Source organism: Arthrobacter sp. Y81 (assembly GCF_002929335.1).
In the GTDB taxonomy this organism is placed as follows: Bacteria; Actinomycetota; Actinomycetes; order Actinomycetales; family Micrococcaceae; genus Arthrobacter.
This window is the reverse complement of sequence record NZ_PJIL01000010.1, coordinates 115,776-141,020: the sequence shown is the minus strand read 5'-3', so window position 1 is coordinate 141,020 and position 25,245 is coordinate 115,776. Positions and strand designations below refer to the sequence as shown.

Here is a 25,245-nt window from a genome sequence, read left to right as displayed (position 1 = left end):
AGATCCCGCCGGACCTTAGATCCCGCGTGACAGGACCTGCCCCTTGAAGAATTCCGGGCGGAGCCTGGCCATCACCAGCATGAGCGCCGCGCCCAGCAGGATCACGCCCATGCCGAGGATGAACACCAGCCCCACGCCGCCCACGGAGGACCCGGAACCGTAGTCAGGATCCATGGAGTCGTAGGCCGTCTTGACGAACATGACCAGCAGGATGACGCCGCCCAGCAGCGGTGCCAGGAACTTGAAAAGGAATGCGCGCGCTCCACTGAAGGCCTGGGCGCGGAAGAACCAGACGCAGGCCAGGGCCGTGATGCCGTAGTAGAAGCAGATCATCATCCCCAGTGCAGTGATGGTGTCCCAGAGCGCATTCTCGGACGTGGTCCGGGTGATCACATAGAAGGCGGCGGCCGCCACGGCCGCGGCCACCGTGGCGTAGCCCGGGGATTTGTAGCGGGAGCTGACCTTACCGAACTTCAGCGGCAGCGCCTTGTAGTGGCCCATGGCCAGCAGGGTCCGCGCCGGTGACACGAACGTGGACTGCAGGGACGCCGCCGAGCTGCTCAGGATTGCCAGGGACATGAGGATGGCGAACGGGCCCATCACCGGACCGGCGAGCACGGCGAAGATGCTGGACTGGTTCTCGGGGTTTCCGGCGCCCAGTCCTTCCTCGCCGATTCCCGCGAAGGACAGCGTGGCCAGCGCCACGGTCATGTAAATGACCACGATTACCAGGACAGTAACGGTCGCGGCCCGGCCCGGCGTCTTTTCCGGGTTACGGGTTTCCTCGTTCATGGTCAGCGTGACGTCCCAGCCCCAGTAGATGAAGATCGACAGCGACACACCGGCGGCGAAGGAGGAGAAGGAATCCACGGCGAACGGGTTAAACCAGTCCGGCGAGATGGCTGTGGCGTCGAAGGCCGAGCCGTTGGCAACGTGGCTGAACGCAGCCACCGCGAACCAGCCGAGCACCAGGAGCTGGAATGCCACCAGCACATACTGGACGCTCTTGGTGGCCTCCATGCCGCGGTAGGAAACCCAGCAGGCCAGCGCAATGAATACCAGCGTGGTGGCGATGTTGAGGGGCAGGTTCTTGCTCAGCTCGCCCAGTTCAGGATTGCTGAAGAGCTGGGCCAGCATGAGGTAGAAGAAGTCCACCGCAACGGCGGCCAGGTTGGAAAGCACAATGATGGTGGCGGCGATCAGGCCCCAGCCGCCCATCCAGCCGATCCACGGCCCGAAGGCGCGCGTTGCCCACGTGAAGGAGGTCCCGGCGTCGGGCATTGCGTTGTTGAGTTCGCGGTAGCCCAGCGCAACGAGCAACATGGGGATGAACCCCATCAGGAAGATCGCCGGCAGGTGGACGCCCACCTCGGACACGGTGGGGCCGAGGGCTGCAGTGAGGGTGTACGCCGGGGCAATGCAGGACACCCCGATGACGACGGCGCCGGTCAGCCCCACGGATCCGGCCTTCAGTCCCTTTTCGCTCAGGGTTTTGTGTGCAGCCTTGCCTGGCTGGGTTGCGGTTGACACGGGGTTGCCTCTCGGGGGGTTCATTCGACGTTGAATGGTGGGGCGCCCGGTTCCGGCGGCAGGCGCCGACGGAACCCACTACCTAGGCCGGGGCGGTGACCCTGGCGACGGCGGCTACGCGGGCGGCAGTCAGCTGCCCCATCCGGATAGCTCCGTCCACGTGCTGGTACCCCTCGGCCGCGAGGTCGGAGGAGCTCCAGTAGATGGGCCCCACCGGCTGGTGCTGGTCCTTGCCGTAGCGGTGCAGGCCACCGAGGTCGTAGCTGGAGGCGTAGGCCCCGCGCGTCCATTCCTCGGAACCCCAGTCGGATTCGTAGTACACCTCCGGCTCGAGTGCCTTGTCCCCCAGGAAGGCCGCGATGGATTCGAGGACGGTGCGGCGGCGGTCCTCGGCACTGAGCTCGAAGACGGCGTCGGCCTTCTCATCGGAAATAAAGCCGACCAGGGTGCCGCGGGAATCCCCGTGGTTGGTGTTGTCGTAGACCTCCTGCACCAGCGAGCCGGCGCTGAAGCAGGTTCCGGACAGCCCGTCTTCGCGCCAGAAGGGCGTCTTGTAGACGGCGTGCACCTTGATGACCAGGCCCAGGGACTGGTGCTGGTGCATCTGGTGCTGGCGGCGCGGCAGCGGCGGGTTGAAAGAGACGCGCGAATACAGGTTCGGCGGCACCGCCATGATCACGTAGCGGGCGTTAACCGTGGCACGCTCGGACACCACGGTGACGCGCGGGCCGCCGTCGCGCTCTTCCGTCCAGTTAATAGTGCGCACCGGGCTGTTGAGCACGACGTCGTCACCCAGCTCCCGCGCCTGCAGCAGCGAGACCTGCTGCATACCGCCCACGACCCGCTTGTCGAGGATGAAATCCTCATCCGTCAGGTGCGTGAACGATCCCGCGGAGGCTGCCATCAGCACGGCCTGCAGCGCGGAAAAAGCGTGCGCGGGCTTGGTCAGCATCCCGCCGGCGATGAACAGGCCGATGTTGTTGCAGGCCTCCTCATCCGGGGAGTTCTGGCGGAGCCAGTGGTGGAAGGAAATGGTGTCCAACTCGCGCGCCTTGGGGTGGGCCCAGGGTTCGGTGGGGCCGATTTCAGCCGCCAGCCCGTCCAACAGGCCAATCAGCTTGTCCATTTCGGCTGCCGTGGTTTCGCTGACCGGGAAGGAGTCCCCGGTGTAGCGGGTCTTCTTCCCGTCGGCGCCCATGTAGATGGATTCACCGTCGCGGTAGCGGGAGTAGGTTTCCAGGCCGAGTTCGTCCAGGAGTTCCAGGAGCACCGTCTGGTCCGGCGAGACCCACTGGCCGCCGATTTCCAGCATGGCGCCGCCGATGGTGTCGGTCCAGGTGCGGCCGCCCACGCGGTCCCGCGCTTCCAGCACGGCGACGCTGAGGCCGGCCTTCTTCAGTTCGCGGGCTGCCGTGAGGCCCGAGGGGCCGGCTCCTACGACAACGACGTCGCGGTCAAGTTCCAGCATGATGTCCTCTCCGTGGCCGCCACTGTGATGCGAACCACTAAATGAATGCCATTCATTTAGGAAAACTATAGCGGGTTCAGGGACGTCACGGAAGGGGTCAATGGAATAATGCTGGGGACCCCGCCAGCAGAAAGGCCGACGATGCCGGCAGCCGCACGACCAGCCACGGACTCCCGCCACCCCGAAATCCCGGCAAAGCGCCGCGCGGGAAGGCCATCCTCGGCAGTGCTGGACCAGGCGGTCATTACGTCTGCCGCGCTGCGGCTGATCGGCAAGAGCGGCTACGACGGCCTGACGATGGCCGCACTGGCACGCTCACTGCAGGTGGCGCCGTCGGCCCTTTACAACCATGTGACGTCCAAACGGGACGTCCTGGTCCTGGTGGAGGACCACCTCGCATCGCTGGTGGATGTGTCCGCCTTCGGCACGGAGCCGTGGGACGAGGCCGTGCGGCAGTGGGCGTGGAGCTACCGGGACGTCTTTTCCAAGCACACTCCGCTGATCCCGGTCATCGCGGTCCTGCCGGTTACGGATGCGCCGCAGACCCTGGCCATGTACGAGACCGTCAGCCAGGGACTGCGCGAGGCCGGGTTCCCCCAGGAGCGCATCGTTTCCTCAATCGTGGCATTGGAGTCGTTTATCTTCGGTTCGGCCTACGACGTCACGGCACCGGCCGACATCTTCGATCCGGGCAGCATGGCGGAATCCACGCCCAACTTCACGGCAGCGGTGCGGAGCCTGGCGGAACAGGGCCACGAAAGGCCTGCCGACGTCGCCTTCAGCCTGGGCCTGGAGGCGCTGATTTCCGGGCTGGGGGCACTGCGGAAGTAGGCGGAGGTTGGCGGTCAGTCGACGGGGCGGGCGCGGGGCAGGCGGGGACAGTGAATCCGTCGCTGTGCAGGAACATGGCACGGCCCTGTCCGTCATTCTGGACAACCCAGAACACGCTGCCGTCGAGGGCAAGCATGTCCACGCGGCCGGACGCGACGAGCTCACCGCGGCGGAAGATCTCCACATCATCCTTGCGCGAAAGCTTCATCCAGTTGGGCATCGGCTCCAGGGCGCGGGCTCCGGGGCGGGGCGGGCGGGCAGGGTGCCGCGGGCTGTTCGATGCCCGGGCGTTCACATCGGGTGCGCTCAAACTGGTGCGTTCAAAACTATGGTCATGGTGTCCTCAGGAAGACTTTTGTAGTGGGTGCGGGAAGGGGCGGCCGCGCACCTGTGAAGGCCGCGTACCGCCCCTTGGGTGCGGATCGCCTGCGGTCCAGCCGTTCCGCGAAGTGACGCTCGGCGGAGGGCCGCGTGGCGGCGGGTCCGCGCTGGAAGCGCCTGCGTTAGAAGTGCGCGCCGTCGGCTTTCACTGCCAGGACCGGGCGGTCAGCCTGCATCAGGATGCGCTGGGCATGGCTGCCGAGGATGAATTTGCCAACCTGCGAACGGTGCCTCAGGCCGATGACGATCAGCGACGCGTTCGCTTCGCGGGCAACGTCCAGGAATTCGTCGGCCAGGTCGTGATGGTAGGGCGGCTGGATGACCTTTGCCGTGACGCCGGCCTCCGCCGCACGCTGGGCCGCCCGGGCCAGCACGTCCTCGCCCGCCACGGACTTGTCCACGAGCGCACCCTCCCGGGCTGAGTTGACGATCACCAGGTCCTCGTTGCGGAGGGTAGCTTCGGCGATGCCTGCCGTGAGTGCGGCCTCGCCCGCAGGGGTGGGAACGAATCCAACGATGATGCTCATACCTTCTCCTTGATTTTGGCCGGTGCAGGCTCTGCTGCTGCGGAGGCCTTGCGCGTGGCCAGCATGGCCCTGACACCCGGCAGCACAGCGACCAGGACGAATACCACAATCAGCGTGGCGGAGATCGGACGGCCGAAGAAGCCCATGGGGTCGCCGCCGAATACGAGCAGTGAGCGCCGCATGGAGCTTTCCAGCAGTTCGCCGAGCACGAACGCGAGCACCAGAGGCCCCGGTTCGAAGCCGAACTTCTTCATCAGGTAGCCAACGATGCCGAAGACGACCACCAGCGAGACCTCGAACATGCTGTTGTTGATGGTGTAGGCGCCCATCAGCGTGATGAGGGCCGTGACGGGAGCCAGGATGGCGGCCCGGACGCGGAGGATCTTCACAAAGATGCCCACCAGCGGAAGGCTCATGATCAGCAGCAGGATGTTGCCGATGTACATGGAGTTCACCACGCCCCAGAAGAGCTCCGGATCCTGTTCCACAAGCTGCGGCCCCGGGGTCACGCCCTGGATCAGCAGGGCGCCGAACATCAGTGCCATGGTGGCGTTGGCCGGAATGCCCAGGGTGAGCAGCGGGATGAAGGACGAGGTTGCCGCGGCGTTGTTGGCCGTTTCCGGTCCGGCGACGCCCTCCGGGGCGCCCTTGCCGAAACGTTCAGGCTGCTTGGCCCGCTTCTTCTCCATGGCGTAGGACGCCATCGACGCAATGGTGGCCCCGCCACCGGGGAGGATCCCCAGGAAGAAGCCCAGGACAGAGCCGCGTCCGATCGCACCGGACGCCTGCTTCAGGTCCTTCCGTGACGGCCAGACATTGGCCACCTTGGAGGGCGCTTTCGCAGCCCGGTGGCGCTCCTCGAGGTTGTAGAGGATTTCGCCGAGGCCAAAGATGCCCATAGCGATCGGCACGAAGTCGATGCCGTCAGCGAGGTCCAGGCTGCCGAAGGTGAACCGGCTTTCACCGGTGAAGATGTCCCGGCCAACCGTCGCGAGCAGCAGTCCGAGGGCAGCGGCGACGAGCGCCTTGGCCTTGGATCCGCTGCTGATGGTGGCCACGAGCAGGATGCCCAGCATCGCCAGGGCGGTGTACTCCGGCGGGCCGAAATCCAGTGCGAAGCTTGCCACGACCGGCGCAAGGAATGTCAGGCCGATGATGGACGCTGTGCCGCCGACGAATGAGCCTATGGAGGCCAGTCCCAGTGCGGTCCCGGCCTTGCCCTGTTTGGCCATCTGGTAGCCGTCGAAGACGGTAACCACGGAGGACGCTTCACCGGGCAGCCGGAGGAGCACGGACGTGATGGTGCCGCCGTACTGGGCGCCGTAGAAGATGCCGGCCAGCATGATGATGGCGGTGACAGGCTCCACGTTGTAGGTGAGCGGAAGGAGGATGGCGATGGTTGCCGCGGGCCCCAGTCCTGGCAGCACGCCGATCAGCATGCCGATCACGACGCCAATCAGGCAGTACAGGAGGTTGGTCGGCTCCAGGACAACCGCAAATCCGTTGATAACGGGATTTAGAAAATCCACGGGGGTCTCCTAGAAGAGGTGGGGAATGGACGTGCCGAGCGCCAGGACAAAGATGCCGTAGAACGCCGCGACGACGATGGTGCTGATGAGCAGCGTGGACCGCCAGGTCTCGCCGCCCAGGAAACGCATCCAGATGATGCAGAGCACCAGTGCGGGCAATTCAAAGCCGATCAGCGGCATCAGGGCCACCATGGCGGCGAGCGTGACCAGGCCGGTCAGCGGGGCCGTGGACATGCGGGTGAACTTCTCCGCGTCCCGGTTGTGGCGCCCCGCGATGAGCTGGAAAAGGCCCAGGGCCACCATGACGCAGCTGATGATGAAGGGCCACAGCCCGGGCTGCGGTGCTGACGGAGTACCCAGGCCCATCGCGACGGACAGTACCAGCGCACCGATGCCGACGCCGAGCACCGCCAGGGATGACGCGGCGTTGGCAAGGGGGCCGGCAGCCGGCGGCTTCTCCTCTTCCCACTGCGCCGCAAGCTGTTCCGGCGTCAGGTCATCGGGCAAGTCAGCCGGCAGCTCCTCCGGCAGCCTTGTCGGCAACCCTGCCGGCAGCTCCGTCGGCTTGCGGCCGGCTCCCGCTGCAGGTGTTTCCTTCACTGGAATCACTTCGTTCCACTGAGGCTGATGTCGTACTTTTCAACCAGGGTCTTGTACTTGGCGGCGTAGTCCTTCCACTGCGTCACCACTTCCTCGCCGGAGATTTCCTTCGGGGTCAGCATGTTCTTCTTGTTGAACTCCTTGTAGGCATCCGACTTGAAGGTCTCCTTGAAGGCAGCGAGCAGTTTGTCCTTCACGTCCTGCGGGGTCCCCTTGGGGGCTGCGACGGCGCGGTACTGGGCCACCGGCACGTCATAGCCGGATTCCTTGGCCGTGGGGACCTCGGGGAGGAAGCTGTTCCGCTCCTCGGAAAAGACCAGCAGCGGGGCCACCTTTCCGGCCTGGATCTGCGGCATTGCTTCGCCAAGCTGGATGGTCGCCAGCTCCACCTGGTTGCCCAGGACAGCCGTCAGCGCGGGCTTGCCGCTGTCGAAGGGAACGTCGGTGCCCTGCACGTTGGCCTGCTTGAAGAGCACGGTCTGGGCCAGCTGGCTGCCGGTGCCCACACCCGTGGTGCCGAAGGTGATGTTGCGGCCGGCCGCGGTCACGTCCTTGATGCTCTTGAACCCGGACTGGGTGCTGGCAACCAGCACGTAGTCGTCCTGGGACAGGCCGGTGATGATGTCAAGGTCGTCGATGTTGACTGCTTCGTCCGCTGTGACCGCCAGCGGCGTGATGGTGACAAGCGATGCCGTCACCAGGAGCAGGTTCTGGCCGTCGGCCGGCTTGCCCGCCACTTCCTTGGTGGCGAGGGCACCGTTGGCGCCAGGCTTGTTGACTACGGGCATCGGGGTGCCGAGGGTCTTGGAGGCGCCCTCGGCGACGGCCCGGGCAATCAGGTCCGTGCTGCCGCCTGCGGCCTGCCCCACGGTCACGTTGATGGGTCCGCTGGGGAATTTCGACGAATCGGCACTGCCGCCGGCAACGTTGCCGCATGCAGTCAGGGCCAGGAGCGTTATGGCCGAAGCCGTCCCAAGTACGGCTCGGCGGGTGGGGAAGTGCATCATTGGAACTCCTCGTTAGCACTGTGGGGCAACTGCCCCGGGCGTTTGTGAACCGGATCACGGCCGGTTAGCTGTATCGAGTGTAAGAAGCCACTATGATGCATGTCTAAGCCCGAATATGCATCGAGTGATACCCGGAAGGCATCATGTTTACCTTTGACCAGCTTGCAGGATTCATTGCCGTGGCGGAGGAACTCCACTTTGGCCGGGCTGCCGAACGCCTCAACATGACCCAGCCGCCCCTGAGCCGCCAAATCCAGAAGCTGGAAAAGGCGGTGGGGGCAGAACTGCTGGAACGCGACAACCGCAAGGTGGAGCTCACCGCCGCAGGCCGCGCCTTTTTGGACGAAGCCCGCCGGTTGATGGCGCTGGCGGACCGGGCGCCCATAACAGCCAGGCGGATCGCCTCGGGGCGGTCGGGCCTGCTGCGGATCGGTTTCACGGCAGCCAGCGGCTTCAGCATCCTGGGCCCGCTGCTGGAGGAGATCGCAGCCACGCTCCCCGACGTCGACATCGACCTGCAGGAACTGGTGACCGGTGAGCAGATCGACGGGCTGCAGTCCGGTGAACTCGACCTCGGCCTTGCCCGGCCGCCCTTCGACAATGAGGTCTTCGATTCCCACCTGCTGTACCGCGAAGCCATGGTGCTGGCAGTGCCGTCCGGCCACGCGCTGGCCGGCCTCACCAGGGACATCACCGAAGAGGACCTCCGGGACGAGCCGCTCATCATGCACTCATCGACCCAAGCCCGGTATTTCTACGACCTCGTGGTCCGGATGATCTCCATCCAGCACGCAAACGTGGTCCACACCGTCAGCCAGATCCTGACCATGGTGTCCCTGGTCGCCGCCAAACGGGGCGTGGCCTTCGTGCCGCACTCGGCCACCCTGCTGGGCGTCCACGGCGTCGAATTCCTGCCGCTGCAAAGCAGCGTCAACGATCCCGTGGAGCTCCACGCCATCTGGAACCGCAGCAGCACCAACCCTGCACTCGGCCGGGCCCTGAGGTCCCTCGAGTTCCAGGAGAACTGACCCAACGAGAGTGATGCACGGATGGTATCAATGCATACAAAAATGAACTTAGACATGCATCATAAGGCTCCCTAGGCTGAAGGAGAAGACATCAACTGCCGCACCGACGCGGCGCCGACATGGAGGACTCATCGTGGCCAAACATTCACCCCAGGAACTTGCCAGCGTTCTCAAAGACGGGCTGCTCTCCTTCCCGGTGACCTCGTTCGACTCGCAGCTCCAGTTCGACGAGGAGAACTACCGCAAGCACCTGGCCTGGCAGGCCAGCTTCCCGGTGGCAGGCCTCTTCGCCGCCGGCGGCACCGGCGAGGGATTCTCCCTCACGCCGGCCGAATCGGCCCGCGTGGTCCGCGCCGCCGTCGAGGAAGTGGGAAACATTGTTCCCGTCCTGGCCTCGGCCGGCGGCTCGACGGCCCAGGCCATTGAAAACGCCCAGGCCGCCGAAGCTGCCGGCGCCGACGGCATCCTGCTCCTGCCGCCCTACCTGACCGAAGCTGATCAGGGCGGGCTGATTGACCACGTCAGCGCGGTCTGCAGCTCCACCTCGCTCGGCGTCATCATCTACAACCGCGCCAACGCGATCTACAAGGACACCACCGTAGCCACCCTGGCCGACCGCCACGAGAACCTGATCGGCTTCAAGGACGGCGTGGGCGACCTCGAACATGACGCCCGCGTCTACGCCAAGCTCGGTGACCGGCTGTTCTACCTCGGCGGCCTACCCACGGCGGAAACCTTCGCCCTCCCGCTGCTGCAGCTGGGCATGAGCACCTACTCCAGCGCCATGTACAACTTCGTCCCGCAGTTCGCCCTGGACTTCTACCAGGACGTGCGCAACCAGGACCGCGTCGCTGTCAACAAGAAGCTTAACGACTTCGTGATCCCTTACCTGGATATCCGCGACCGGGTCAAGGGTTACTCCGTGTCCATCGTCAAGGGCGGCCTGGACGCCATCGGCCGCTCGGCCGGCGGAGTCCGCCCGCCGCTGCAGAACCTGGCACCGCAGGACCTGGCCGACCTCAAAGCCCTCATCGCCACCGTCTCCTGAACAACCCTCTCCTGATCCACCATCTCCTAGGAGTAATCACCGTGACACTTACCGGACATTCCCTCATCGCAGGGCAGGCCGTCGCAGGCGAAGGCAAGACCGCCTTTGGCTTCAACCCCGCCAGCAACGAACAGCTGGAACCCGCCTACACCCTGCTCACCGAAGAGCAGCTCAAGGCAGCCACCGCCGCGGCCGCCGAGGCGTACGCGTCTTTCAGCACACTGGACCCGGACACGCACGCCGCATTCCTCGATGCCATCGCGGACAACATCGAAGCCATCGGCGACGAACTGATCATCCGCGCGGGACAGGAGACCGGACTGCCCGCGGCCAGGCTGCAGGGCGAACGTGCCCGCACCACCGGCCAGCTCCGCCTGTTCGCCTCCGTGGTCCGCCAAGGCGACTTCCGCGGCGTCCGCATCGATCCCGCCCTGCCGGAGCGCACGCCGCTCCCCCGGACGGACATCCGCCAGCGCCAGATCCCGCTGGGACCGGTGGCCGTCTTCGGCGCCAGCAACTTCCCACTGGCCTTCTCGACGGCGGGAGGAGACACCGCCTCCGCCCTCGCCGCCGGCTGCCCGGTGGTTTTCAAGGCCCATAACGCCCACCCCGGCACGGGCGAGCTCGTCGGCCAGGCCATCGTCAAGGCCGTCCGCGACTCGGGGCTCCACCCGGGCGTCTTCTCCCTGATCTACGGCCCCGGGGCCAGCATCGGCCAGGCCCTCGTGGCGGACCCGGCCATCAAGGCCGTGGGCTTCACCGGCTCCCAAGCCGCCGGGATCGCACTGATGCGCACGGCGGCGGCACGCCCCGAGCCCATCCCGGTCTACGCGGAAATGTCCTCACTGAACCCGGTGTTTGTCTTCCCCGGCGCCCTGAACGGTTCCGCCGAACAAATTGACGCACTCGCGCAGCAGTACGTCACCGCCGTCACCGGCAGCTCCGGACAGCTCTGCACCTCCCCCGGCCTGCTGTTCGCCCCGGCCGGCGAGGCAGGCGACAAACTGGCTGCCGCCGTCGGCCGCGCAGTATCCGCCTGTGCCGGCCAGACCATGCTGACCGAAGGCATCGCCGGCTCCTGGAACACCGGCGCCGCCGCGTTGGGCAGCGCAACCGGCGTCGACGTCGTCGGCCGCGGAACCGAAGGTGCAACGAAAAACGCGCCTGCTCCCACGATCTTCGGAACCCAGGTCCGAGACTTCGTCTCCAACCACGTGCTGCACGCTGAAATCTTCGGCGCCGCCAGCCTGGTGATCCGCTACTCCAACGCCGGGGAACTGGTAGAAGCCATCAACCGGCTCGAAGGCCAGCTCACCGCCTCTCTGCAGCTCACCGAAGCGGACTACCCGACGGCGGCCCAACTGATCCCCGCCCTCGAGCAGAAGGTGGGGCGGATCATCGTCAACGGCTGGCCCACCGGCGTCGAAGTAGGCCACGCCATGGTCCACGGCGGCCCCTTCCCCGCAACCTCCGACACCAAGACCACCTCGGTAGGAACACTGGCAATCAACCGCTTCCTGCGGCCCGTCGCGTACCAGAACCTGCCCCAGGAACTGCTTCCGGCACCGCTGCAGGATGCCAATCCGTGGCGCCTGAACCGCCGGATCGACGGAACGGTTGAAGCCGCCGCCGACGCAAAGGACGAGGTCAACGCATGAGCACGCAGCCTACGATCGCCAAGGTTGAGGTAGTTCCCGTGGCGGGGTACGACAGCATGCTGATGAACCTGAGCGGCGCGCACGGACCGTTATTCACCCGCAACGTGGTGATCATTACCGATTCGGACGGGCGCTCCGGCCTCGGCGAAGTCCCCGGCGGCGAGAAGATCCGCACCACGATAGAGGAGGCCGGAGCCTTCATCTCCGGCAAGCCAGTGGCCCGCTACCGTTCCCTGCTGCGCGAGATCGCGGCGGAGTTCGCCGACCGCGACGCCGGCGGCCGCGGGCTGCAGACCTTCGACCTCCGCACCACCGTCCACGCTGTCACCGCCGTCGAATCGGCCTTGCTGGACCTTCACGGGCAGTTCCTGGGTGTCCCCGTCGCGGAACTGCTCGGCGACGGGCAGCAGCGCACTTCTGTCCCCATGCTCGGTTACCTCTTCTTCATCGGTGACCGCCGGCGGACGGATCTGCCGTACCTCGTGGAGGATGCCCCGGCGGACCGCTGGGAGAGGCTGCGCCGGCAGGAGGCGATGACACCCGCAGCGGTGGTTGCGTTGGCGGAAGCCGCGCAGGAGCGTTACGGGTTCAGTGACTTCAAGCTCAAGGGCGGCGTGCTGTCCGGCGACGACGAAGTGGATGTGGTCACCGCACTGGCCAAGCGCTTCCCCGACGCCCGGGTTACCCTCGACCCGAACGGCGGCTGGCTCCTGGAGGAGGCCATCCGGCTCGGCAAGCGGATGCAGGGCGTGGTGGCCTACGCCGAGGACCCCTGCGGCGCCGAGGGACGTTTCTCGGGACGTGAAGTCATGGCGGAATTCCGCCGCGCTACCGGGCTCAAGACGGCCACCAACATGATTGCCACGGACTGGCGCGAAATGTCCCACGCCATCCGCAGCAACGCCGTGGACATTCCCCTGGCGGACCCCCATTTCTGGACCATGCACGGTTCCGTCCGGGTGGCGCAGCTGTGCCATGAATTCGGGCTCACCTGGGGCTCGCACTCGAACAACCACTTCGATATTTCGCTGGCCATGTTCACGCACACCGGGGCAGCCGCGCCGGGCGAGATCACGGCGCTGGATACGCACTGGATCTGGCAGGACGGGCAGGGGCTCACCAAGGAGCCGCTGCAGATCAAGGACGGTGCCATCGAGGTTCCGGCCGCTCCCGGGCTCGGCATCGAACTGGACCGCGATGCCCTGGCCAAGGCGCACCAGCTGTACCTGGAGCACGGCCTGGATGCCCGCGACGACAGCATCGGCATGCAGTACTACATCGACGGCTGGGCGTTTGATCCCAAGCGCCCCTGCCTGGTGCGCTAACTCCTGGCAGGCGCAAGCCCCAGCTTGGCGCCAGACCCAGCTTCCGCACGGCCGGCCCTCCTTCCGCAACGGGGAGACGGCCGTGCGGAAACCCACCCAGGTGATGCCTACCGTTGTTTGCAACACCTGCATAGACAGCTAAATAGAAGGGCGCATCTTGGGCGGCGTTGTCTCCGGAATACTGATCATCTCCGCCGTCATTGCCGTGGGCTATTTCGCTGCCCGGCTCCGGATCCTGGGGGCCGAAATCCAGGGCGCCCTGACCCGCACCGCCTATTACGTCACCAACCCGGCCCTGCTGTTCACGGTGGTTGCCGGCAGCGATATCCGGGCGGCACTCGGAACGGACGCCCCGCTGGCGCTGCTCTCGGCAGCGATAGTGGGGCTCCTTTATTGCCTGGCGAGCTTCCTGTTCTTCCGCCGTCCCGCCGCCGAAACCGCGGTGGGTGCCATGGCGAGCAGCTATGCCAATGCGAACAACATCGGGATCCCGGTCTCCCTCTACGCGGTGGGCACGGCACAGCACGTTGCCCCGGTGCTCCTGGTGCAGATCCTGGTGATGGCGCCGTTCTACCTCACGGTGCTGGGTGTGGCCTCCGGTTCCAGGATTTCCTGGAAGAAGCTCCTTCTTCAGCCCTTCGCCAACCCGATGATCATCGCCTCCGGACTGGGCGCCGTCGTGGCACTGACCGGCTGGACCGCGCCCGAACTGCTGCAGAAGCCCATCGACATGCTGGCCGGCGGAGCCGTTCCGATGGTGCTGCTGGCCTTCGGGCTGTCACTCGCCGGCCGGGCCCCGCTGCAGAAGGGCGACGGCCGCACTGAGACGCTCGTGGCCACGTTCCTGAAGATTGCCGGAATGCCGCTCGTTGTGTGGGTCCTGGGCCGCTTCGTCTTCGGGCTGGAAGGGCAGCACCTCCTGGCGAGCGTCATCATGGCTGCGCTGCCCACGGCCCAGAATGTGTTCCTGTTCGCCTCCCCATACGGCCGCGGAATGACCGTGGCGCGCGACGTGATCCTCTGCACCACGTTGCTGAGTGTCGGCGCGCTGCTCGTTGTGGCCTGGCTGGTTCACTAGTTCCGGGCCGGCATTATTGTCGTACCCCCACTTCAGACTTAGTTCATGGAAGCCGTGGGGGATTCTGCAGCAGGAGGAGCGTTGCGGTGGGCCGAGCTGCCCGCTGATGCTGCTGCTGTTCAGCCGCCTGCTGTGCAACTGCCAGCTGCCAGTCTTCCCGCGGCGCGCGGCCGAGGCCTGCGCAGTGTCCCCGCGGGACTCCAGTATCCGGATACTTTAGCGTCCGACGGCGGCGGGTCCGGTGAGCTGGCGCGGTGCCTTGAGCTGCTCAAAAGTATCGGTTCGACGGCGGTCGACGAAGCGGCGCTGCTGAGCTTCCGCGAGGCCGCGGACTTCGCCGACAAGGTCGAGGAAATCTCCCGGGCCGCGGAATACCTGCAGATCGTCGCGGCCGGGGCCGTGGACCGGAGCCGTCGGGAAGCCGCAGTGGCTGCGCGCTCAGCCGCAGCCGGCTCAGGCTCCAGCACCGGCGTCGGCTGGGTCACCGGATGGGGCGCAGAAGCGGCCGCAGCGGATCATGAGGCGCCCCCGGCGCCGAACCCCGCCAATTCGGACCCGGCTGATGACGGATACCGGAACGCCACCGAGTTCCTCCGGGCACGGCTGCGGATCAGCGCCCCCGAAGCCCGCCGCCGGATCAGTCTCGCGTCCGCGGTGCTGCCCGGGACGGGATTCACGGGCCACACGGAGCCTCCGGAGCGGCCCGAACTCGCCGCCGCCGTCGCCACCGGAACCGTCGCGTCCCGCCCCGCGACCATCATCACAATGGCCCTGGACCGGGTCCGGCACCACGCCACCGAGGACACCACAGCCCGGATGGAACACGCCCTGACCCGCACCGCGGCCGAATACGACACCGACTTCCTCACCCGGATCGCCCGCCGCTGGACCGACGCGATCGACCAGGACGGATCCGAACCTTCCGAGGAAGAACTCCGCCGCCGCCAGGGCGTCTTCCTCCGCCCGGCCCGCCGCGGACTCCACCACCTGGAAATCTTCGCCACCCCGGACCAGTACGAACCCCTCCTGACCGTCATGAACACCGCCACCAACCCCCGCACCCGGGCAGGCGGCACTGATGGATGCGTCGCCAGGCATGACGCCAGCGAAGGCACGGACGCGGCCGCCGGCGGAGAAGCTGTCCCGGACCCAGATCCGGATCAGTGTCAGGAACTGGAGCTGGACCGGCGGACCCGGCCGCAGCGGCTCCTGGACGGCTTCGTCGGCGCCTGCAAAGCAGCCCTGACCACCGGAACCCTCCCGGCGGCGGGAGGACTCCGCCCGCAGGTCATGGTCACCATCGACTACCGCGACCTCCTGGACCGCCTCGAACACACCACCGCCCAAGGGCCCCGCTACCGGTCCCGGACCGCGGCCACCGGCACCCGCACCGGCACCGGCGACGCTGGCCGTCCCGGCAACGCTAGCCCCGAGGACGCCACGGCTCACCACTCCGGCCCCACTACCTCCGCCCCGGCCACCGGCTCAGGACCGACAAACAGCGGCCACTCGGCCACGTGCGCCGGAATATGCTCCGGCGACAGCCCCGCCGGATCACCCGGCATTCCGGGCATCCCCGGCACGGGTTCGTTCACCTTCACCGGCCCCGTCCCAGCCTCCGCCATCCGGAAGATCGCCTGCGACGCCGACATCATCCCCGTTCTGCTAGGCAGCCAGGGGCGCATCCTGGACATCGGCCGCACCACCAGGATCTTCCCGCCCCACATCCGCAAAGCCATCACCGCCCGCGACCAAGGCTGCGCCTTCCCCGCCTGCACCATCCCCGCCCCCTGGTGCGAAGCCCACCACATCACCTACTGGTCACACGGCGGAAACACCAGCACCGACAACGGCACCCTGCTCTGCTCCCATCACCACCACCTCATCCACAAGGAGCAATGGACCATCCACGTCAATAGCGGCATCCCGTGGTTCATCCCGCCACCCCACATCGACCCGGGACAACAGCCGCGACGCAATCACCATCAAACGTGAGGGGCATACTTGTAATACAAGTTTCAAACTTGTATTCTAACTAGGAGGGCAATGTAGCCCGGACATCCTGCTTTCAAGGAGCACCCATGAGCACCGTAGACCTCATCCGCCACGTAAAACTTTCCACTGCGAGACTTCCCCTGGCCGTGCCGATCAGCGATGCCAAGGTGTTCACCGGCCGCCAGAAGCCCATGACGGAGGTGGCCTTCCTCTTCGCGGAAATCACCACCGAGCAGGGACACAGCGGCATCGGCTTCAGCTACTCCAAGCGCGCAGGCGGACCCGCCCAGTACGCGCATGCCAAGGAGGTGGCCGAGGGCATCATCGGCGAGGACCCCAACGACATCGGCAAGATCTACACCAAGCTCCTCTGGGCCGGCGCTTCCGTGGGCCGCTCGGGCGTAGCCACCCAGGCACTGGCCGCCATCGACATCGCCCTCTATGACCTCAAGGCCAAGCGCGCCGGCCTGCCGCTGGCCAAGCTCCTGGGCTCCTACCGCGACTCCGTCCAGACCTACAACACCTCCGGCGGTTTCCTCAACGCCTCATTGGACGAGGTCAAGGCACGCGCCACCCAGTCCATCGAGGAGGGAATCGGCGGCATCAAGATCAAGGTCGGCCTCCCAGACAGCAAAGAGGACCTGCGCCGCGTCGCCGGAATCCGCGAACACATCGGCTGGGACGTGCCGCTCATGGTGGATGCCAACCAGCAATGGGACCGCGCCACCGCCCTGCGGATGGGCCGGCAGTTGGAGGAATTCAACCTCATCTGGATCGAAGAGCCGCTGGACGCCTACGACTTCGAGGGCCACGCCCACCTGGCCAACGTCCTGGACACCCCCATCGCCACCGGCGAGATGCTGGCCTCCGTGGCCGAGCACAAGGGCCTGATCAACGCCAACGGCTGCGACATCATCCAGCCCGATGCTCCCCGCGTCGGCGGCATCACCCAGTTCCTGCGACTGGCCGCACTGGCGGACGAGCGGGGACTGGGACTCGCACCGCACTTCGCCATGGAGATCCACCTTCATCTCGCCGCCGCCTACCCCCGCGAACCGTGGGTGGAGCACTTCGACTGGCTGGACCCGCTGTTTAACGAGCGCCTCGAAACCAAGAACGGCCGCATGCTGGTTCCGGACCGCCCGGGCCTCGGCGTGACCCTCAGCGACCAGGCCCGCGCCTGGACCACCGAGTCCGTGGAGTTCGGCGCGTAACCTTGAACGCATGAGCCGGAACCTGACCGCGGACCTCGCCGCCGACCTTCGCACGCGCATCGTTGACGGCGTCATCCAGCCCGGCGACAAGCTTCCCAGCGAAAACACGCTGATCGGCGAGTTCGGCGTCAGCCGCACCGTGGTCAGGGCAGCCCTCACCCGGTTGCAGGCCGAAGGACTCGTCGAAACCGAACGCGGGCGGGGCAGCTTCGCGCTGACCCCGCCCCCGCACGGTGATCCGCCGGCACCGGGAGGCCGGCCGGTGGCGAGTATGGAGGACCGGCTCCACCTGCTCGAGTTCCGCATCGGCGTCGAGGCTGAAGCAGCCGCCCTTGCTGCCCGCAACCGGACGGACCGGCAACTGAAGGCCCTCCTGAACGCCCTGGAGGAATTCACAGCCAGCGGCGACCACCCGGCGCACGCCATGAAGTCCGACTACGAATTCCACAAGGCAATCGCCGCGGCGTCGGGAAACCCCTTCTACTCGGACTGCCTCGCGTCGCTGGGCCAGACGATGATCGCCATGCCCCGCACCCGGCTGATGACCGGCGTCGAACACTATGCCCGCGACCACTTCGAACAAGTGGTCCACGAGCACGAATCCATCTATGCGGCCATCGCGGAAGGCGACGAACCGTCGTCGTCGGCCGCCATGCGCAGCCACCTGGCCAACTCGAGGCGGCGCCTCCGGGCCGGACGTCAGTAGGCCCGGGCCGGTCAGAACGTCTCGATCAGCCTAAGAAGCCGCAGGACAGCGGGGTTGGCTGTTTCTTCGTTCCACGCCAGCTCCAGGTCCACCCGGTTCAGCTCCTGGATGCCGTGCCGACCGTCGATCTCGTGGAATTCCACTCCGGCGGGGGCGAAAGCCATGGCGGAGGCGGGGACAAGCGTCACACCCAGTCCGGCCTGGACGAAGGCTAGGAGAGCCGGAACCTGGCTGGCGTACTGGGTGATGTTGGCGTGGGCGCCGGCGCTGGCAAACAGCCGGAGCACCAGGTCATGGAAGTACCGGGCCTCTTTGGTGGAATACATCAGCAACGGCAGCCTGTCCAGGGACCCAAGGGGCAGCGGCTCCCCCTTCGGCGCCGCCATGTTGCCCAGCAGTGAACTCCCCTCAGGCAGCGCCACCACCAGGCGGTCCTGCATGAGCGGCCGGGACACTACGCCCGGCCGGGCGACGATGGGCCGTAGCAGGCCGATATCCACACTGCCCTTCACCAGCCCGTCCATCTGGTCCGTTGAGACCAGTTCCCGGAGCACAAAGGACACCCCTGGCATCCCCTCCGCGGCACGACGCAGCATCACCGGCAGTGCACTCTGCCCCGCTATGGCCGTGTACCCCACAGTGATCGCGCCTGCCTCGCCCGAGGACACCCGACGGACGTCCAGGTCCGTCTTGATACACATATCCAGGATCTGCCGCGCCCGCGGAAGCAGCGTGGCACCTGCGGCGGTCAGCTCCACTTTCCTGCTGGTGCGGCCGAAGAGCTGGGTTCCCAGCTTCTTTTCGAGCATCTGGATCTGGCGGCTCAGCGGCGGCTGCGTCATGTTGAGCCGTTCAGCCGCGGCGCCAAAGTGGAGCTCTTCAGCGACGGCCACGAACGCTTCTAACTGGGGTAGGGAAAACATTCATACCTTTACTGAATTGTTGAGTGCACAAATTAGCTTGGACTTGGATCGATGGCTCCCCCTATGGTCGGTGAACGGAGCAGGTAAATCAACCCCCGAGACAACCCAAGGAGCCCAGCGCAGTGGACCAGGCATACGATCCCGCCCAGCACGTCAACCAGGCCAGGATTACGGGCGTCTCCATTACGCCCGTGGCCTTCAGGGACCCGCCGCTCCTGAACACCGTGGGCGTCCACGAACCGTTCGCGCTGCGTGCCATCGTGGAGGTCCGGACGGACGCCGGGGTATCAGGGTTCGGTGAAACCTACGGCGATGCCGGCCACGTTGCCCGGCTCCAGCTCGCAGCTGCGACCCTCCCCGGGACGGACGTTTTCAACATCAACGGGCTGCGCAGCCGCATCGCCCAGGCACTGGAGCAGGACAACATCCAGGGCGGCCACGGCATGAGCGGCATGGTCACCGGTTCGAGCACAATCGACCGCGTGCTGTCAGCATTCGACGTCGCCGCCCTGGATATCCAAGGCAAGCTCCTCGGCCGGCCGGTCAGCGACCTCCTCGGCGGCGCCGTCCGCGATTCTGTGCAGTTCAGCGGGTACCTGTTCTACAAGTGGGCGGGCCACCCCGGCCAGGAAGACGACGCCTGGGGCGCAGCCCTGGATCCTGCCGGGATCGTAATGCAGGCCCGGACCATGGTGGACCGCTACGGTTTCAGCGCGCTCAAACTGAAGGCCGGCGTCTTCGCGCCGGAAGAAGAGATCGCTGCCATCCAGGCCCTCCGTGCCGAGTTCCCCGATCTGCCCCTCCGCATCGATCCCAACGGCGCCTGGACGGTGGAGACATCCATCCGCGTGGGCAAGGAATTGCACGGCGTTCTGGAGTACCTTGAGGACCCCACGCCCGGCATTGAGGGCATGGCGGCCGTGCGCCGGGAGGTGGGCATGCCGCTGGCCACGAACATGTGCGTGGTCAGCTTCGCGGACGTGGCGCCTGCCGTGGCTGCCGGCGCAGTGGATGTCATCCTCTCGGACCACCACTTCTGGGGCGGCCTCCGCCGCACCCAGTTCCTGGCCGGCATCACTGAGACGTTCGGCCTGGGGCTGTCAATGCACTCGAACTCCCACCTGGGCATCAGCCTCGCCGCCATGGTCCATTTGGCGGCAGCCACCCCCAACCTCGATTACGCGTGCGACACGCACTGGCCGTGGAAGGACCCGTCGGAGGACGTCATTGCCGGCGGCGTGTTCACGTTCACGGACGGTGCCGTCAAGGTCCCCACCGGCCCGGGCCTGGGGGTCGAGGTGGACCGTGACGCCCTGGAACGCCTGCACCGCCAGTACCTGGACTGCGGACTCAGAAGCCGGGATGACACCGGCTATATGCAGCGGCTCCACCCCTCCTACGAACTTCAGAGCCCCCGGTGGTAAACCCCGGGGAGCAGAATCCGGACCGCCTGGAATCACTGAAGATCGTGGTTACGGACCCCATCATCAGCCGCTTTGAGGAAAAGCTAAGGGCCGACGGCGGCACTCACCAGTGGGACATGGCTGCGGCTTGGACTCCCGAACGCCGGCTTAGCTCCCTGGCGGGCGCCGACGTCGTGGTTTGCTCCTCCCTCGGCCCCGCGGAAGCGGAGGCTGCCGGCCGCGTGCGGCTGGTCCACGTCACGGGTGCAGGCTACGACAAGATTTCCTTCCCGCACCTGGTGCCGTCAGCTCGGGTGGCCAACACCTTCCACCACGCACGGCCCATCGCAGAGCACGTCCTGATGGTCACCATGATGCTTTCCCGCAATGTTGCTGCCGCCGACCGGGACATCCGCCAGGGGCGGTGGCGGACCATCGCAACGGCCGACGACGTGCCGTTCCATCCCATCCTCGCCGACCTGACGCTGGGGCTGGTGGGCCTGGGTTCCATCGGCGCTGAAGTCGCCCGCGTCGCCGGAATGCTGGGCATGAAGGTTCTCGCTGTGCGGCGCAATCCTTCGGCCGTTCTGCCGCAGGGAGTCCGCCTCGACTGGGTGGGCGGAAACCACGAGCTCCACGGGCTCCTGGCCGCGTCCGACGTCGTAGTGGTGACCGTGCCGCTGGATTCCGACACAGAAGGGATGATCGGGGCCGCGGAACTGGCGTCCATGAAACCCTCGGCGTTCCTTATTAACGTGGCACGCGGACCCGTGGTTGACCAGGCCGCGCTGTACGCAGCCCTGAAGGAACGGCGCATCGCCGGAGCAGGCCTCGACGTCTGGTGGGGGTCGCCTGCGGATGGTGTGGTTCCGCCCGCGGAACTGCCCTTCGCGTCCGTGCAGAACACTGTTCTGACCCCGCACCATTCCGGTCATGCACGCATCACCTTTGAACGCCGGGCGGCGGACATTGCCACCAACATCGGGCTGCTGGCGCGCGGCGGGGAGCTCGTGAACCTGGTGCCACGGCCCGCTAAGGCTACGTAGCCGCCAGGACCAACTGCACGATCAGCATGGCGCTTCCCAGCGCCGACGCCCCCAAGGCCAGCGCCTTCAGGCGTGCGGCGTTGAGGAAGCGATTAACGAACCGGGATGCCGCGTAGCCGGCAACGGCCGCAGGAACCATCCACAGCGCCAGGGAAAGCATCTCGGAGGTGACCGCGCCGGTCATCCACAGCATCACCATCGAAATCGACGATCCCACCATAAAGAAGGCGCTCATGGTGCCGCGCAGCTTGGGACCATGGTGTCCCTGCCAGACCAGGGCCATAGGCGGGCCGCCGATGGACGTGGCGGTACCCATGATGCCGGAGGCCGCGCCGGCAGCGATCAGGTTGGCGCGGACGGGGCGAGGCGCCCAGCCGCGGCCCGCCAGCACCAGGCCGGTCAGCACCACGGCCACCACTACCCAGGCGAGGCCTTCCCTGGACAGTGCCGTCACCAGCCACGCACCAAGGAAACTCCCGGGAATCCGGCCCATCAGGGCCCAGCCCGTGCCCCGCAGATCCAGGCTTTGACGCTCCCGCACGGTCACCATCACGGTGACCAGGAAGGCGAGGAGGATCAGCGTGGCCGGAAGCAGCGCCGTATCCACCATCGCGATCACCGGCGCTGCGAGCATGCCCATGCCGAAGCCGCTGGACGCCTGCAGGCACGCGGCCAGGAAGATCACCCCGGCGATGACGGCATACTCCGCACCAGTCACTCAGGTTTCGTCACTGGGCGGCGGCAGTAGCAGTGGACTGGGCGGCGGCAGTGGCCGTGGACATGGCCGCGGCAGTGGCGCCGGTCAGGCCCTTGATGGAATCGAGCGGAAAATGGCACTCTGCAACATGCTTCGTGCCGTCAGGGGCCGCCAGGACCTGCGGTTCCGGCGACAGGTCAGCGCAGATGTCCTGGGCTTTCCAGCACCGCGTCCGGAAACGGCAGCCCGACGGCGGATCCAGCGGAGAGGGCAGCTCGCCCTGGAGGACAATCCTGTCCCGCCTGGTTCCGGTGACGTCCAACTTCGGGGACGCCGACATCAGGGCCGCAGTGTAGGGGTGCCGGGGGTGGTCAAAGACTTCCTCGGTGGCACCTGTCTCGATGATCCGGCCGAGGTACATCACGGCCACCCTGTCCGCCACATGGCGGACCACGGTCAGGTCGTGCGAGATGAAGATGTAGGACACCCCGAGTTCCTGCTGGAGCTCGTTGAGCAGGTTCAGGACCTGCGCCTGGACGGAAAGGTCCAGGGCCGAGACCGGCTCATCGAGAATCATGACGTCCGGGTTCAGGGCCAGGGCACGGGCGATGCCGATGCGCTGGCGCTGGCCGCCGGAGAATTCCTGCGGCGACTTGCGTGCATCGGAGGGGCGCAGCCCCACCATGTGGAGCAGCTCGCGGACCCTGGCCTCGCGTTCCCTGGACGTCGGGTAGAGGCCACGGTGGGTGGCCCAGGGCTCGGCGATGATGTCGCCGGCGTTCATCCGGGCGTTCAGGGAGGCGAAGGGGTCCTGGAAGACCATCTGCACGCGCCGCCGCCAGCCCAGCAGTTCCTTGCCGCGAAGCCCGAAGGGGTTGGTTCCCTCAAAGCTCACGGTCCCCTCATCCGGTGTTTCCAGCATCATCAGGGTCCGCGCCAGCGTGGACTTGCCGCAACCGGACTCGCCCACCAACCCGAGCGTCTCTCCCCGGCCCACTGTCAGGCTGATTCCGTCCAGGGCCTTGAGCCGGGTGTTGCCGCTGGCGCTCTTGGCCACATGGAACGTCTTGGTCAGGCCGTCAATTTTCAGAAGCGGCTCAGACATTGTTGATCTCCTCGCTGAAGTGGCAGGCGGCGGTGCGCGCGGGCCGCGGCTCCGTGCCGGAAGGGACGTTCACGGGTGTGCCTGTGACCGGGGCGCCCGTGACCGGGGTGCCGGTAACAGAGGTGACCGGACGGAGCACGGGCCGCTCGGCCCGGCAGATGTCCTGCACCAGCGGACAGCGGGATTGGTAGACGCAGCCGGCGGGAATGTCGTGGAGCTCCGGCGGACTGCCGGCAATTGACTTCAGCCGGGCGCCGCGCTCCAGGTGCACGGGCACCGATTCCAGCAGCCCTTTGGTATAGGGGTGGCGCGGGTCGGCGAAAACCTCGGAGACCGGTCCGCTCTCCACCACGTTGCCGGCGTACATCACGGCCACGGAGTCGGCTTCCTCAGCCACCACCGCAAGGTCGTGGGTAATGAGGATGACGGCCATCTGGCCCTCCTCCCGGAGCTTCCGCAGAAGTTGCATGATCTGCGCCTGGACTGTGACGTCCAGGGCGGTGGTGGGTTCATCGGCGATCAGCAGGCGCGGGTTGAGGGCCACGGCCATGGCGATGAGGATGCGCTGGCGCATGCCGCCGGAGAACTGATGGGGGTAGGAATTGATCCTGGATTCCGGCTCGGGGATTCCGACGCGCTTCATCAGGTCAATCGCCTCAACCCGTGCTTGCTTGGCGTTGAGGCCGCGGTGGATACGGAAGGCCTCACCCAGTTGCGTGCCCACGGTATAGACGGGGTTCAGCGCAGTCAGGGCGTCCTGGAAGACGATGCCCAGCTCGGGCCCGGCAAATTTGAGCCGTTCCTTGGCGGTGAGTGCGGCGAGGTCTGTGCCGTTGAGGAGGATCTCACCGTCAGCCAGGTCGCAGACGGGATCCATGATCCCGGCAAGTGCCTTGGCCGTCATGGATTTTCCGCAGCCTGATTCCCCGAGCAGCGCCAGTGTCTCTCCGGCGCGGGCCTCGAAAGCCACGCTGTTGACGGCGCGAACTGTGCCGCGGTGTGTGCGGATGTCCACCGCGAGGTCGCGGACCTGCAGGACAACGTCGTGTGCCTTCGCTTGCCCTGTTGCTGCGCCTGTGCCTGCGGCTGCGGCTGTTGCTGCGGCACGCGAGCGTTTGGCGGGCGCTTGGTCGGTAGCTGTTTTCACGGCTTTGCCTCCTTGGCTGGGATGCGGGCGATCAGCCGCTTGCGGGGAAGTGCGAGGCGCCAGCGCTGGGCGGGATCGGTGGCGATCCGCAGCCAGGCGGCGAGGACGTTGGCGGCGATGGTGGTGACCACGATGGCAACGCCGGGGAAGATCGACAGCCACCACGCGGTCTGCAGGTACTGCCGGCCCTGGGAGACCATCAGGCCCCAGCTGACGTCCGGAGGCTGGATGCCGATGCCCAGGAAGCTCAGTGACGACTCGGCGAGCATCACGTAGCAGAACTCGAGCGTGGCCAGCGTCAGGAGCGTCGGCAGCACCACCGGGATGACGTGCCGGACGATGATCGCATTGGGCTTGGCGCCGAACGTGCGCGCCGCGTCAACAAATGTCCGGCTCTGGAGCTCCGCCGACTCGGCGCGTGCGGTGCGCAGGTAGATAGGGATGCGGGTAAGGGCCAGGATCAGCACGATGTTTGCTGCGCTGGGGCTAAACACATAAAGCACGACGACGGCGAGCAGCAGGGACGGGAAACTCATGATCACGTCGGCGATGCGCATGGACACGTTCTCCCGCCAGCCCCGGTGATAACCTGCCCACACGCCCCACAGGGAGCCAACGAACAGGGCCACGGCCACCGCGGGCAAGGCGACGGACAGGGTGGTCCGGCTCGCCACGACCAGTCGGGCCAGCATGCTGCGGCCCAGCGAATCACTCCCCAGGAAGTATTCCCAGCCGTGCGCCAGCGTGAATGGTGCTTTGTTGGCGAACAGCAGGTTCTGTTTGGTGGCCAAATCGCCCATCAGCGCAGGGCCGACAAGGGCAGTCAGGCCGACGAACACCAGGATCAGCGCCGAGACGGTAGCAAAGCGGTCCTTGAGCAGGAGACGGAAGAGGCTCAGCCTTCCGTCCTGTTTTCCGTCATTCTTTTCGTTCTGGTGTTCGTGGGCCACCGGCAGCTGATCCGGCGCCACACCCTCAGTCAGTGAACTCTTCATGGCT

At 66.4% G+C, this 25,245-nt stretch carries 22 protein-coding genes; 11 read left to right on the top strand and 11 right to left on the bottom strand.

The genetic code is table 11. The features are described 5' to 3' along the window. Positions 1 to 15: 15 nt before the first annotated feature. Both CXQ91_RS14745 and CXQ91_RS14740 read right to left on the bottom strand, forming a co-directional pair. Positions 16 to 1,554: an APC family permease gene (locus CXQ91_RS14745; protein WP_374953663.1), complete on the bottom strand. Its 1,539-nt coding sequence runs from the start codon at positions 1,552 to 1,554 to the stop codon at positions 16 to 18. Between the two features lie 58 nt (positions 1,555 to 1,612). Further along, positions 1,613 to 2,998, bottom strand: coding sequence for an NAD(P)/FAD-dependent oxidoreductase (locus CXQ91_RS14740; protein WP_104174657.1), 1,386 nt, complete (start codon positions 2,996 to 2,998; stop codon positions 1,613 to 1,615). A 141-nt stretch (positions 2,999 to 3,139) separates the two neighbouring features. Between CXQ91_RS14740 and CXQ91_RS14735 the strand changes: the two genes are divergently transcribed. Next, a complete protein-coding gene (locus CXQ91_RS14735; protein ID WP_258073998.1) occupies positions 3,140 to 3,829 on the top strand; it encodes a TetR/AcrR family transcriptional regulator in 690 nt (229 codons plus the stop codon). A 503-nt stretch (positions 3,830 to 4,332) separates the two neighbouring features. On the opposite strand, the gene CXQ91_RS14725 is transcribed toward CXQ91_RS14735, so the two are convergent. From CXQ91_RS14725 to CXQ91_RS14710, 4 genes are read right to left on the bottom strand one after another with little or no spacing between them, the layout of a single operon-like run. Beyond that, positions 4,333 to 4,737, bottom strand: a complete 405-nt coding sequence (locus CXQ91_RS14725; protein ID WP_104174654.1) for a universal stress protein — start codon at positions 4,735 to 4,737, stop codon at positions 4,333 to 4,335. Then, entirely contained in the window at positions 4,734 to 6,266 is a 1,533-nt protein-coding gene (locus tag CXQ91_RS14720; RefSeq protein ID WP_104174653.1) for a tripartite tricarboxylate transporter permease, read from the bottom strand. The genes CXQ91_RS14725 and CXQ91_RS14720 overlap by 4 nt, the downstream gene beginning before the upstream one ends. 9 nt (positions 6,267 to 6,275) lie before the next feature. Next, positions 6,276 to 6,866 carry a tripartite tricarboxylate transporter TctB family protein gene (locus tag CXQ91_RS14715; protein ID WP_104174704.1) on the bottom strand — a complete coding sequence of 197 codons (591 nt, stop codon included), beginning with the start codon at positions 6,864 to 6,866 and terminating at the stop codon, positions 6,276 to 6,278. 5 nt (positions 6,867 to 6,871) lie between these two features. Further along, positions 6,872 to 7,873, bottom strand: a complete 1,002-nt coding sequence (locus tag CXQ91_RS14710; RefSeq protein ID WP_104174652.1) for a tripartite tricarboxylate transporter substrate binding protein — start codon at positions 7,871 to 7,873, stop codon at positions 6,872 to 6,874. 143 nt (positions 7,874 to 8,016) lie between these two features. Between CXQ91_RS14710 and CXQ91_RS14705 the strand changes: the two genes are divergently transcribed. The 8 genes from CXQ91_RS14705 to CXQ91_RS14670 all read left to right on the top strand — a co-directional run bounded on the left by CXQ91_RS14705 (position 8,017) and on the right by CXQ91_RS14670 (position 17,925). Beyond that, the gene (locus CXQ91_RS14705; protein WP_104174651.1) at positions 8,017 to 8,901 is read left to right on the top strand and encodes a LysR family transcriptional regulator; all 885 of its coding nucleotides are present in this window, start codon (positions 8,017 to 8,019) and stop codon (positions 8,899 to 8,901) included. A 133-nt stretch (positions 8,902 to 9,034) separates the two neighbouring features. Next, a complete protein-coding gene (kdgD, locus tag CXQ91_RS14700) occupies positions 9,035 to 9,949 on the top strand; it encodes a 5-dehydro-4-deoxyglucarate dehydratase (protein WP_104174650.1) in 915 nt (304 codons plus the stop codon). Between the two features lie 41 nt (positions 9,950 to 9,990). Continuing rightward, positions 9,991 to 11,607 carry an aldehyde dehydrogenase (NADP(+)) gene (locus CXQ91_RS14695; protein WP_104174649.1) on the top strand — a complete coding sequence of 539 codons (1,617 nt, stop codon included), beginning with the start codon at positions 9,991 to 9,993 and terminating at the stop codon, positions 11,605 to 11,607. Next, entirely contained in the window at positions 11,604 to 12,932 is a 1,329-nt protein-coding gene (locus tag CXQ91_RS14690) for an enolase C-terminal domain-like protein (protein WP_104174648.1), read from the top strand. Before CXQ91_RS14695 ends, CXQ91_RS14690 begins: the two co-directional genes overlap by 4 nt. A 157-nt stretch (positions 12,933 to 13,089) precedes the next feature. Then, positions 13,090 to 14,010, top strand: coding sequence for an AEC family transporter (locus tag CXQ91_RS14685; protein WP_104174647.1), 921 nt, complete (start codon positions 13,090 to 13,092; stop codon positions 14,008 to 14,010). A gap of 45 nt (positions 14,011 to 14,055) precedes the next feature. Next, positions 14,056 to 16,005, top strand: coding sequence for an HNH endonuclease signature motif containing protein (locus tag CXQ91_RS14680; protein WP_104174646.1), 1,950 nt, complete (start codon positions 14,056 to 14,058; stop codon positions 16,003 to 16,005). A gap of 86 nt (positions 16,006 to 16,091) precedes the next feature. Next, positions 16,092 to 17,219 (top strand): mandelate racemase/muconate lactonizing enzyme family protein, encoded by a 1,128-nt coding sequence (locus tag CXQ91_RS14675; protein WP_104174645.1) that lies wholly within the window; start codon positions 16,092 to 16,094, stop codon positions 17,217 to 17,219. A gap of 10 nt (positions 17,220 to 17,229) precedes the next feature. Then, positions 17,230 to 17,925, top strand: a complete 696-nt coding sequence (locus tag CXQ91_RS14670) for a FadR/GntR family transcriptional regulator (RefSeq protein WP_104174644.1) — start codon at positions 17,230 to 17,232, stop codon at positions 17,923 to 17,925. A gap of 11 nt (positions 17,926 to 17,936) precedes the next feature. Here the strand turns inward: CXQ91_RS14670 and CXQ91_RS14665 are convergent, their stop codons facing one another. After that, positions 17,937 to 18,848, bottom strand: a complete 912-nt coding sequence (locus CXQ91_RS14665; RefSeq protein WP_104174643.1) for a LysR family transcriptional regulator — start codon at positions 18,846 to 18,848, stop codon at positions 17,937 to 17,939. Positions 18,849 to 18,970: 122 nt separating this feature from the next. On the opposite strand from CXQ91_RS14665, the gene CXQ91_RS14660 reads away from it, so the two are divergent. Then, positions 18,971 to 20,272, top strand: a complete 1,302-nt coding sequence (locus CXQ91_RS14660) for a glucarate dehydratase family protein (RefSeq protein ID WP_104174642.1) — start codon at positions 18,971 to 18,973, stop codon at positions 20,270 to 20,272. Then, on the top strand, positions 20,266 to 21,297 hold the full coding sequence (locus CXQ91_RS14655) for a 2-hydroxyacid dehydrogenase (RefSeq protein WP_104174641.1): 1,032 nt from the start codon (positions 20,266 to 20,268) through the stop codon (positions 21,295 to 21,297). The genes CXQ91_RS14660 and CXQ91_RS14655 overlap by 7 nt, the downstream gene beginning before the upstream one ends. On the opposite strand, the gene CXQ91_RS14650 is transcribed toward CXQ91_RS14655, so the two are convergent. Genes CXQ91_RS14650 through CXQ91_RS14635 form a run of 4 tightly spaced genes read right to left on the bottom strand, consistent with a single transcriptional unit; the run spans position 21,290 to position 25,241 of the window. After that, positions 21,290 to 22,015, bottom strand: coding sequence for a sulfite exporter TauE/SafE family protein (locus tag CXQ91_RS14650; protein WP_104174640.1), 726 nt, complete (start codon positions 22,013 to 22,015; stop codon positions 21,290 to 21,292). The genes CXQ91_RS14655 and CXQ91_RS14650 overlap by 8 nt on opposite strands. A gap of 10 nt (positions 22,016 to 22,025) precedes the next feature. Continuing rightward, positions 22,026 to 23,099: an ABC transporter ATP-binding protein gene (locus tag CXQ91_RS14645; RefSeq protein WP_104174639.1), complete on the bottom strand. Its 1,074-nt coding sequence runs from the start codon at positions 23,097 to 23,099 to the stop codon at positions 22,026 to 22,028. Continuing rightward, complete coding sequence (locus tag CXQ91_RS14640; protein ID WP_219816531.1) at positions 23,092 to 24,246, bottom strand: ABC transporter ATP-binding protein; 1,155 nt, start codon at positions 24,244 to 24,246, stop codon at positions 23,092 to 23,094. The genes CXQ91_RS14645 and CXQ91_RS14640 overlap by 8 nt, the downstream gene beginning before the upstream one ends. Then, positions 24,243 to 25,241, bottom strand: coding sequence for an ABC transporter permease (locus CXQ91_RS14635; RefSeq protein ID WP_104174638.1), 999 nt, complete (start codon positions 25,239 to 25,241; stop codon positions 24,243 to 24,245). Before CXQ91_RS14635 ends, CXQ91_RS14640 begins: the two co-directional genes overlap by 4 nt. Positions 25,242 to 25,245 lie beyond the last annotated feature (4 nt).

Coding starts and splice junctions, on each gene's coding strand:
- CXQ91_RS14665 (WP_104174643.1), bottom strand. CDS start 18,848: ATGTTTTCCCTACCCCAGTTAGAAGCGTTCGTGGCCGTCGCTGAAGAG.
- CXQ91_RS14670 (WP_104174644.1), top strand. CDS start 17,230: ATGAGCCGGAACCTGACCGCGGACCTCGCCGCCGACCTTCGCACGCGC.
- CXQ91_RS14645 (WP_104174639.1), bottom strand. CDS start 23,099: ATGTCTGAGCCGCTTCTGAAAATTGACGGCCTGACCAAGACGTTCCAT.
- CXQ91_RS14740 (WP_104174657.1), bottom strand. CDS start 2,998: ATGCTGGAACTTGACCGCGACGTCGTTGTCGTAGGAGCCGGCCCCTCG.
- CXQ91_RS14635 (WP_104174638.1), bottom strand. CDS start 25,241: ATGAAGAGTTCACTGACTGAGGGTGTGGCGCCGGATCAGCTGCCGGTG.
- CXQ91_RS14725 (WP_104174654.1), bottom strand. CDS start 4,737: ATGAGCATCATCGTTGGATTCGTTCCCACCCCTGCGGGCGAGGCCGCA.
- CXQ91_RS14690 (WP_104174648.1), top strand. CDS start 11,604: ATGAGCACGCAGCCTACGATCGCCAAGGTTGAGGTAGTTCCCGTGGCG.
- CXQ91_RS14735 (WP_258073998.1), top strand. CDS start 3,140: ATGCCGGCAGCCGCACGACCAGCCACGGACTCCCGCCACCCCGAAATC.
- CXQ91_RS14710 (WP_104174652.1), bottom strand. CDS start 7,873: ATGATGCACTTCCCCACCCGCCGAGCCGTACTTGGGACGGCTTCGGCC.
- CXQ91_RS14680 (WP_104174646.1), top strand. CDS start 14,056: ATGGAAGCCGTGGGGGATTCTGCAGCAGGAGGAGCGTTGCGGTGGGCC.
- CXQ91_RS14705 (WP_104174651.1), top strand. CDS start 8,017: ATGTTTACCTTTGACCAGCTTGCAGGATTCATTGCCGTGGCGGAGGAA.
- CXQ91_RS14745 (WP_374953663.1), bottom strand. CDS start 1,554: ATGAACCCCCCGAGAGGCAACCCCGTGTCAACCGCAACCCAGCCAGGC.
- CXQ91_RS14675 (WP_104174645.1), top strand. CDS start 16,092: ATGAGCACCGTAGACCTCATCCGCCACGTAAAACTTTCCACTGCGAGA.